Genomic DNA, 9,546 nt, shown 5'->3' on the forward strand with positions numbered 1-9,546 from the left:
GGTAGAAGCCTCCGGCCTTCTCGCCCTGGGCGTAGATTTCCGCGCCTGCGGGATAGAAGCTGAGTGGTTGCAGCAGTGCGGGCTCAAAAGCCTCCGGCAGGTTGGGCTGGGCAGACCGTGACGGCAGCGAAATTCTGGAGGAGGTGTACGCGTGCATGGCTGTTTTCCCGGTTTATCCGTGACACAGCAATCGCGCGAATCCGCGGGTCGCGAAATTCGGTTATGTCCCTACGGGAAACTACCTAGAGCCGCTCCTCCTGAATCGGTCCAGCGCTGGTCGCCACAGTGAAGAAAGCTATTCACTTGCTTCACGGCCCGTCACCTGTTGGATCATGATACGGAAGAAAACGTGGGGTGCGCTGTCCGACACCGGAGGCATGACTGGCTTGAGGGCGCCGGGCTCCCACCAAGCGGCATGCTTGCTCAATATCGACCATGCATGGTCACGCTCGAGCTTGTGGCCAATCCGGTCCGGCAGTTCCTCATAACGGCCGTCGACGACGACGCTTCTCCAGCCTCGGCCCTGGCCGCGTTCACCCACCTGGACGGACACCAGGGGATTGGCACGCATCCAGTCGATCTTCTTGCCGGGCATGGAAAACGCGTAGAGATGATTGTCGGCGTGCGCATAGTGCACCGGCACCACGTAGGGCTGCCCATCCTTCGCGCATGCCAGATGACCGACACGGTTGGCGGTCAGCAATTTCGTGCATTCCAAGGCGGATAATGTGCGGATCAGCATGTGAGATCTCCTGAGTCTATTGGTCGTCCAACAGACTGTTGGCCCAGCCGCCGGAGCTGTCATTGATCGCAATCAAGGCAGGCTTGCCGCTCGTCCGCAGCGGCATAGGCGGCAATTTCGTAAATGATTTAAATCAAGGCGCTGCTTGCCGCTTCCCCAGATCATGGGGAGATGTGGAAGCCGATCATGAGCGCTCCGTTTGGTCGCGAACTCGAACTCGCCGTCTTCGACGAGGAGGGCGAACATGCGCTCGTATTTCCCTGTATAAAAGGCCGGCAGGGTTGGAAGCACGCCGGGACTGGCGTGCGCGTCGATATCCGCCCGTCGCGATACGCTTATCCAGACCGGCGTCGGCGTCGACTTCCACAATCCAGACGCCGTCCTTCGGCATGTGCTGGGCTGCGAATTCCTGGTCCGAGGCGGGCGCGAGGATGACCGACTTGTGGCTGTTGCCCACGATTTCACGTCAGCCTTCCTCGCGCCGGTCTTGCCCGCCTCGTATTTCACTTCATTATCCTGCCCGCCAGCAACCTTCGCGCGGTCCTCATTGCGTCCACGGGTTGTTCCAGTACTGGCCATTTCGTCCTCCAAAGGATTGCCATTCCAGACCCGATAACGCCGCCAGACTCTTCCGGTTCAATCTGTCGACTACCGCTTTGAACCGAATTCCACGCACACGATTGAATCGAGCCATGAATTCGAGTTCGACAAGTTGATGGGTATCGCGCTCAGGTCGCGATTCCGGCCCATGTTGCATGTCGCGCGGCCTGACCAGTCCTGCCAGAGCTCACGATGGCGGACTCGGCGCCGAAAAGCGCCGCGAGCCGAGATGCCATATCATAACGCCAATGTGCGTGTGAGCCCGCGAGCAAGGAAACGACCGACATGTCTTTGACCGGACACGGTCATCGAGCGCAGGCTAAGCCGGTCCGTCGCCTACCGGCCTAAGCGCTCTTCACTTGGCCCGCTGTTAAACGTGCAGCAGATCACGCAGGCGGATCGGCAATCTGGGCGAAGCGCGCAATTCGACACAACTCGCCTCCCAGTGTCCGAGGTACTCGGCGATCGGCATGCTGGTGCGGCCAGGCCAGCGGTTGAGTGCCCCCAAAGCCTCTACGCAGTCCGGCGCGCGGCCGTATTCGGCGAGGATGGTCAGCGACATTGCCTGGGCGAACGGATTAAGAGCGGGCATTTCGATCTCGCCGCGGTGGTCGGCGAACCACGCAGCGGCGTCGCGCGTGAGCCCCTGGCTTTCAGCGAGCGCTGCATAACGATCGATGATGTCCTGGCGGTACCGGGCGATGGCATCGCCGAAGGCATTGTCGCCGGCGAAGGGCGGCGCCTCCTTCCAGCTTTTCGCCAGACGTGCGAGCCCACGCAGCGAGTGGGCCTCCACCATGGTCTCCTCGATCCATTGGCAAGGCGGCGCCGGCCTGGCGTCCGGTTGCCAGCTGTTGCAGAGCACATGGCCGAGTTCGTGCCCGAACTGGTAGGCGAGCTTCGACCAGTCACGCTCGCCGATATCGACGATGATCCAGGCCATACTGCTGCCGTCCGGATGCAGCCAGATTGCCGGCGTGCCGGAAGTGTGCTCGTCGACACGCAGGCGCGTCGGCTGGCGGTCGGACAGCAGGCGGACGCCGTCGAGGCATGCATGCCGCATGCGTTCGACGACCTGATCAGCGGCTCCCTCAAGCATGTGGCCCCAGTCGCCGGCAAGCTCGATGGGGGCGGTTAGGAGGTTTGGTTGCGAGCTAGCTGAGGAAGGTGGGGAAGACATGACCCCGTAGCCTGTGCTCCAACCGCCCGAGGGTGTCAACGCCACTGGTGTGAGGCTGCCGGCCACTGAACCTGCAAGCAAATTTAGGAGATCTCGTCGCAGCAACTTCGAAACTCGACCATGTTGCCCTGCAAGGAGAAAAATAGGAAGTCCAGCTTGTTCTGCCATCGGCCGAGGTCTAAGCGTAGACCCCTTGAGAGTTGAACTACTCGGAAGCGGCTAGGGGACTCGAGGGTGGGCGAGGCGATCTTTACCAAAACGTATGTTGGCGATGCTTTATCAAGCTGGCAGGTCGTCCACGAAATGTCGACTCATATCGTTGGCGGAGCTTTGGTCGTTCGCGACAGTGACCGCCGTGACTGGCATCTTCTACGACTTCACGATTCAGCTTTTCTGTTTCGAATGGTTCGGATGAGGTGCGTCCTCAGATTCTTCCCCACGACCACCACAAACTTCTATATCCATCACTATGGTTCTTTGGATGTTGCCGAAATTGCACTCGACGGCACCATAATAAACAGGGGTATCAGTCACACCATTTCGATCAACGCTCATCCAGATGACACGATCGAGATCGATGTGAGCTTTTTGAGTTGCCACGGGTCTCTCTCAATAGGCTGCTCCGACAATGGTCGTCCCGTCTACGCCGGCACTGGACTCGAACAGTTTGCACTCTTGAGCGTTCTGGTTGAAACGTTTGATGCATACCCCGAGTTGTCTCGCACGCCGGCAGAGGAGCGGATCACCCTCGTCGATGTTGGCGGCCAAGGAGGGCTACAGCTCAAGTGGATGCTGCGAGCCGATCATATTACGCCCGTCGTGTTCGAACCCTTGTCGTCGGAAGCGACGGTGATACGACAAACCCTCGATCGAATTCCGGGCGCGCAAGTGGTGGAAAAGGCGCTGGCAAACACTTCTGGCCCCCAAAAGCTGTATATTACTGCCGGATCATACTGCTCGTCTTTGCGAGAGCCAAACTTTGAGATCCTGCAGAACTACTCAGTAGCCCGTGTCTTCAACGTTGTCAGCATGCAAGAGGTCGAATGTGTTCGATATGACGAATTGTTCCGCGCAAGCGCGGTTCCGTCACCGGATGTTATAAAAATAGACGTCCAAGGTCTTGAATACGAAGTTCTGCTTGGTTTCGGCCACCTTCTGGAATCCTGTTTGGCTATCGAGCTGGAAACGCATGTTGTTCCGATATATCGAGGACAAAAGCTGATTGGTGACATAGTCGACATTCTGGGCGATTTCGGTTTCGCCCTACGCCAGCTTAATCAAGTACCGCACTTCGATGGCGATGCAGTCGAGTTTGATGCCCTTTTTACGAAGAGGCGCGACAAGGTTGCAACTCTTTCTGATCTAGAAAAGCGAAAATTTGCTGTAATCATTCAGGTGTTAGGAATTCTTCCTTACCCGTGAGGCCATGAGTAGAACGACCGTTCGCCAGCGATCGAGGTAGAGTCCTTCAAGGCTCACCCCTGATCCGTCGCCACTCGATCTGAAGGTTGCTCATCGTCTAGAATAACGAGTGGCGGCATGCAAAGAAAAGCTTGCATCGAGCCGTATGCCGCACACATCGCGCAGTCAATGCCCGTGTCGTCAAGGACGACGCCAGTTCCAGGAAACGGGATAAGTCTGCTGCGGAGCGGCAGACACTTTTCCAGAAGTATCCGCGCACCCCTTGGTGTGATTGTGTATGCCTGAAGCCCAAACGAATGCTCTACCTTGATAAGGAATCTGGAGAAGTTCTCGGACTGGAACAAGGCAGTTCTATTAGTATATTGACGATCGTAGAATTCCATTTTGGCTTTTGAGAAACCAAGGTCAAGCCAGAGAAATGATGGGTCAAATATATAGCCCCACTGTATGATATCCCAATCTGCCCGTGCTTGAGATATAATACTGGTGGATTCCTCCGTGAAACGAAACGATGACCGAATATCGTCTTCGAAAATAGTTATTGTCTTGTTTTCTGAAACCGACAGCTTCCACAAGCTGATATGGGATAGAGCGCACCCTAACGTGCCCGGGGGATACGGACAATCACTGGTAATCAGACCTTCCTTGATGAGCGCCTCCCTGTCGAGAGAAGTGCCGTCAACGGCTGATACGCGAACGGTATTGTGCAATAAATGCCAGTTGTTACTTTGGTACCTGCTCCAGCGCTCGATGCTGCGGTCTAGGTTTATCAGGTGAATTTTCGGGGAACCCGTCGGCTCGACAGGCCGGGCTGGCATCGTCCCGGAGACAGAGGGCGTGGCGGCAGTGAATGTGGAGGTATCGCCCGCACCATGCAACAGCGCTCGAGCCCGTTCGATGCCATCACTCACATGGTATTGGCCATCGCCAAAGGTGATGTAGCCATAGACTTGTCGGTTATCCATATACTGGACGATTCCGGCCTTCCTGGCGCTGGCAGCAAAGACAACGTACTCGTACCGCGATGTGCCGTCCTCGTATGTCAGTTCGGTCAGCACGTCAGCCCGGACAAGATATGTGCAATGCACGAGCGGCACCTCGATGGCGCCGCGCACGTGGCGGTTGAGCACCCAACCATACTGATCGCACTGCAGATAATACCCGTTGGCATCGATCTCGGCATGAAAGTTCGAATAATATTGGCCCGGCGAGATAGAGCGAAGCAGAGGAGCGACGATTGGCAAATCAAGCGAGACAAGTTCTCGCAGCGTGGCCGATCGCACGAAATTGTCGACGTCGGCCACGAAATAGAAATCGCAGCCGTGCTCGAGCGTTTTCCGCAGACTTATGTTGCGGATTCGGCCAAGCACCCTGAAGCGCGTCTCATTCCATTCGTGCTCGCCAAACTGCTCAACACGATCGACGACGTCCGAGGCGTCGATTTCGACCGCCGCATAGAGGTGACCCACGCGCTCTACCCATTCGCGCAGTATATGCTCGGTCCTGTCGGTATTGTTGTTTGTCCTGATGTATAGGACGATCGATGCCTTCGGGTAGTCGAGCGCCTCGATGCACTCGAGGTAAAGCGGCAGTGCCGGTTCCTTCTGCTTTGCCAGGATTGCAATCAGGATGCGCGGTGAACCCTTCAGGCGCGACCGCAGCGAACGCTGCCGGATAAGCTTGTGCTGATCGATCAAGCTCTCTGTCCCGAACGCCCCGAGATTCGACGGTTCATGCACCGGAAGCTTGTCAGTGGCGAAACGCGCGTTGGCCACCACGCGCTTCGCCATTTCCGCCGGCAATTTTTCGCTGGCGAGCAATTTCAGACAGGCGTCGAGTGAATCCCGGTAAGCGCCTGTCCAGTAGGCATTGACGGCAAACTCGTCGAGCAATCCGTAATCGTAGACCCAAGGCTGTATGAAAAGTCCGGGGGGTTGTGCAAGGTCGAGCCCTCGACGCGCAAATTCCGCTCCCTCCGCGTTCCGGCCCTGGGTGCGGCAATAGAGGCTCGCGGCGTGAAGAGCTTCAGCGCGGGCGGGAACGGCCTGCGTCGCACGCTCAAAGATTGCAACGACCTCGTCGAATGGCCGTCCCAGCGCTGCCATGAGATTGCCCGCTTCGAGCAGGCTGACATAGATTTCCTCGTCCCAGAAGCCCAGCTCGGCGCGCTTCAGATAGTTTGCCAGCGATTTTTCACGTTCTCCGGAATCCCTATAGCTCTGCGCCAGATAGAAGGTGTATCGCGAAATAAGGAACGGGTCGGTCTCCGTAGCAAGCGCGTTTTCAAGAACCGCCGCGTCGTCCTGGTACTTTCGCGGGTTTTGACTGCGTGCTCCGCCACGCCCCGTCGCCACGCGAAAACCCTTGGCGGTCTCGCGTGTGAGATGGCCGGGAGGGGCCTCGAGATATTCGTGCAGCACGCCCTTGAAGGAGAAGGGAAGCCGGTTGCGGCAAATCTGCGGGCGATAAAACGAAATGCCCCCATGGGACACCTCGACGTCGTAGAGATCGTGTTCCATGTTCGACTTGAACGCGATCGGATCGAAGTCAGCGTCTTGGACCACGACGTCGTCGGCGTCGATGATCATGGCGTAGTCGACCGTCTCGACTTCACGCAGGCGGTCAAGGGCAAAGGTACGGTTGTACGCAAAGTCCCGCCAAGGCTCGTCGATGACTGTGCCTTTGACTTTGTGCAGGGTCAGGAAGGTACGGATGAGGTCCTGCGTGCCGTCCTCGGAACCCGTGTCGATGACGAGCACGTAGTCAACGAGAGGAAGCGCGCTGGCGAGGCATTGCAAGATGACCTTTGCCTCGTTCTTGACGATCATGCACAGGCCGATGGTGCTCATGCTAATCCCTTGGCGGAGTGGCGTTCGTTACACGCTGCTGGAAATTGTTGAAGGGAATTCCTGCGCCTTTGTCCGGCTTTATATCTCATGCATCATCCCGTCGCCTTGGCCATTTGCATGACCTTTGTTGCAAAGAACGATTGCCCCTTCACAGCCAAGTGCTGCCTCAACCCGTCCATTGTTTAGCCAGCGCTTTCCGTCGCAGCAAGGGTCTTGCGGTCGCTCGGGACCAGAGGGTTAAGAACAGAATTTCCCGTCGACCCAATCGCTGAGGCGCAAATTCCGCCGCGACATCGAGGGTTCGACGCGAACCAGAGGGCACCCTTAAGCCTCGGATTTCTCGATGCGTTCGGCCGCCCATGCGCGCCATTTGATGTCGACCGAAAGTAGTTACTCATGGTCCACAATTAATAAATTGTTAACTTGGTTATTTACAAGTTGCTAATTTTAGATTTTACTAATGTCTTGTGTTGAGAGGGTTCCCGCGAACCGGGCAGAGGGCCTGTTGGGCTGCGTCTGCGAAGCCAGGAGAGTGTCTGGAGCAAGTCACTTCGTGCGTGAGGGCGTGGCGAGTGTGTGGTGACGTGCAAGAGAAGACGTTGTACGGCCTTGAACTAAAGGCCGGCGTTTTCCCAAATCTGATGTTCCCCCCGCAAGCAGTTGGTTCCCTCGTAAGTCGTCGTCGAGAAATCGGCGACACGCGTGACGGGAGTGACCATGGTTGGGGTGATACCGTGTACGAGTCGATGGGGCCGTGACGCAGGCTTAGGCGTAGAACAACGCCTGAATTACCCGCAGTTGGCCAACAGCACGGATTACCCAGCGATTGATGGGTATTCCTCAGTGTCCTTTGGACGCCTCACTCACCTGGGCGAAGACAACTGGGGCGCCATCCGATCGAGCGGCACGAAGAGGCTGCCAAGCCTTGCGCACCCGTCTCTTAGACCTGCCCGCAATGCGGCAATGCGCGCGACCGGCCTCACCGGGCGCCCGCGCTCTGCAGCCATTGAACCAGCGATTGAAATCTAAGGTACGACCAAGAGAAGCTGCGGCCCGGCCGCCGGCGACCAAGGAGAAGATGATGAGCTTCACGGCAGGATTTGCGGCTATGGAAGTCACCGTTCGAGGCATTTTGCCGATCGGCGACACGATTGAAAATGTAAATTATTTCATTCTGGACACGGCCAAGAGCGCTATTGTCGGTCAGGTCGTTCTTCCCAGAGCCGCCAAGCGAAGCCTCGCTGTCGCCCTCACCGTCAAAGTCCCAAGCACCGCCGGCTCGCTTGCCATTGGGACGTTTGATGAAGGCGGGAACTTCCAGGTCGCCAACTTCCTCCGCGTGGAGACGCCAGTCGTGGAACGTCCCCACGGCGCCGTCGGGCCGTCCGGGAGGTAAATCTCTTTGGTCGCAGCACTTGCCGGCTAGGCCAGTGAGTGGCTGCCGGTGAATTGAGTTCGAAGCCAACAGGAGCCAGTCATGGCCCGTGCCTCTGAAGTTCTTTTTGTCGATCCTTCAGTTTCCGACCTCCAGGCAATTCTCGGCAGCGTGCGACCCGAGGTTCAAGCGATTGTGCTCAACGGCCGCCGACCGGCGGCGCGGCAGATCGCTGCCGCGCTCGCAGGGCACGCAGGGCTCGATGCGGTGCACGTTATCGCACATGGTGGGTCTGGGCGTGTCGGCTTCACAGCAGGGGAGTGGTCATCAACTACATTGCAGGAAGAGGCCGAGGATCTTGCCGCAATCGGCCGTGCGCTTGCCAAGGACGGCGAGCTGCGGCTGTGGAGCTGCGAAACGGCATCGGGGGATACGGGCGAAGCCTTCATAGAGGCGCTGGAAGAGGCAGTAGGCGCGGACGTTCTCGCGTCCGGGTCGCTGATTGGCGCGGCCGCCCTGGGCGGCTCCTGGGAGATATCCTCACGCGTAGGCTCGTCCACGCCCTTGCCTCCAATGACTTCGGCTGGCGTGGCCAGCTACTCGGGGGTGCTTGCGGCTGATCTCACACTCAGTGGGGACATAACTGCCGGCGGCAGCTCTTCGGCTGTTAACACGTATTATGTAGTGGATACTCACGTGGCTCCGCCGACTAATCCGGCGCTCAATCGTGCGGATGATACAGTCGTTGGTAGCTTTCAGCTACCATCTGCAAACCAGGGCGGTTTAATAAATGACTTTTCTGCGACCATAACGATCCCCAACACTACTGATATTTATTTCGTTTATGACAGCAATTTCAAATTATACGGCACGCTTTCCCCGGTTGTAGGAGGTTATAGTTTTACACCCGTGCTTGCTAATAATGGCGATAATGGCAATTTCTTTGATACCGCTTCTTTTATCGCCACCACAGGTCAAGTAGGCGCGACCGGACCCGCCGGAGCGACCGGCGCGACCGGCGCCACGGGTGCGGGCTCGACAGGTGCCACGGGCGCGACCGGTGCCACCGGCTCTACTGGAGCAACCGGCTCGACTGGCTCTACTGGAGCAACCGGCTCGACTGGCTCGACTGGAGCAACAGGCTCTACTGGTGCGACCGGATCGACCGGAGCAACCGGCTCGACCGGCGCCACAGGAGCAACCGGTGATACCGGTGCAACAGGCTCTACAGGTTCGACCGGAGCAACCGGCTCGACCGGCGCCACAGGTGCAACCGGTGATACCGGAGCAACTGGCTCGACCGGATCGACAGGTTCGACCGGCTCTACTGGGGCAACAGGTTCGACCGGATCGACTGGAGCAACAGGCTCTACTGGAG

6 protein-coding genes and 2 pseudogenes are annotated in these 9,546 nt (G+C 57.8%); 3 read left to right on the forward strand and 5 right to left on the reverse strand.

Going from position 1 to position 9,546, the window contains the following annotated elements; genetic code table 11:
• Positions 1-295 precede the first annotated feature (295 nt).
• The 4 genes and pseudogenes from EN990_RS33750 to EN990_RS33770 form a co-directional block, all read right to left on the reverse strand.
• Complete coding sequence (locus EN990_RS33750) at positions 296-742, reverse strand: pyridoxamine 5'-phosphate oxidase family protein (RefSeq protein WP_127368294.1); 447 nt, start codon at positions 740-742, stop codon at positions 296-298.
• Between the two features lie 340 nt (positions 743-1,082).
• Positions 1,083-1,184: pseudogene (locus EN990_RS36455) on the reverse strand (cytochrome oxidase); the annotation flags it as partial.
• 38 nt (positions 1,185-1,222) lie between these two features.
• A pseudogene (locus EN990_RS36460) lies at positions 1,223-1,321 on the reverse strand (DUF3606 domain-containing protein); the annotation flags it as partial.
• 391 nt (positions 1,322-1,712) lie between these two features.
• Positions 1,713-2,588 (reverse strand): hypothetical protein, encoded by an 876-nt coding sequence (locus tag EN990_RS33770; RefSeq protein WP_245461856.1) that lies wholly within the window; start codon positions 2,586-2,588, stop codon positions 1,713-1,715.
• Between the two features lie 168 nt (positions 2,589-2,756).
• On the opposite strand from EN990_RS33770, the gene EN990_RS33775 reads away from it, so the two are divergent.
• Positions 2,757-3,944: an FkbM family methyltransferase gene (locus EN990_RS33775; protein WP_127367311.1), complete on the forward strand. Its 1,188-nt coding sequence runs from the start codon at positions 2,757-2,759 to the stop codon at positions 3,942-3,944.
• Positions 3,945-3,997: 53 nt separating this feature from the next.
• Here the strand turns inward: EN990_RS33775 and EN990_RS33780 are convergent, their stop codons facing one another.
• Positions 3,998-6,793 (reverse strand): glycosyltransferase family 25 protein, encoded by a 2,796-nt coding sequence (locus EN990_RS33780; RefSeq protein WP_127369366.1) that lies wholly within the window; start codon positions 6,791-6,793, stop codon positions 3,998-4,000.
• Positions 6,794-7,874: 1,081 nt separating this feature from the next.
• On the opposite strand from EN990_RS33780, the gene EN990_RS33785 reads away from it, so the two are divergent.
• Both EN990_RS33785 and EN990_RS33790 read left to right on the forward strand, forming a co-directional pair.
• Positions 7,875-8,189, forward strand: coding sequence for a hypothetical protein (locus tag EN990_RS33785; RefSeq protein ID WP_024505825.1), 315 nt, complete (start codon positions 7,875-7,877; stop codon positions 8,187-8,189).
• Positions 8,190-8,270: 81 nt separating this feature from the next.
• Positions 8,271-9,546, forward strand: a 1,276-nt coding sequence (locus tag EN990_RS33790) for a DUF4347 domain-containing protein (protein ID WP_127388551.1), incomplete at its 3' end; no start/stop codon positions are given.

It is taken from the genome of Mesorhizobium sp. M7A.F.Ca.US.005.03.1.1 (assembly GCF_003997975.1).
GTDB lineage: Bacteria > Pseudomonadota > Alphaproteobacteria > Rhizobiales > Rhizobiaceae > Mesorhizobium > Mesorhizobium ciceri.

Bases quoted from the DNA above. Each gene is read 5' to 3' on its own strand.
- EN990_RS33750 (WP_127368294.1), bottom strand. From the start codon at position 742: ATGCTGATCCGCACATTATCCGCCTTGGAATGCACGAAATTGCTGACC.
- EN990_RS33780 (WP_127369366.1), bottom strand. From the start codon at position 6,793: ATGAGCACCATCGGCCTGTGCATGATCGTCAAGAACGAGGCAAAGGTC.
- EN990_RS33785 (WP_024505825.1), top strand. From the start codon at position 7,875: ATGAGCTTCACGGCAGGATTTGCGGCTATGGAAGTCACCGTTCGAGGC.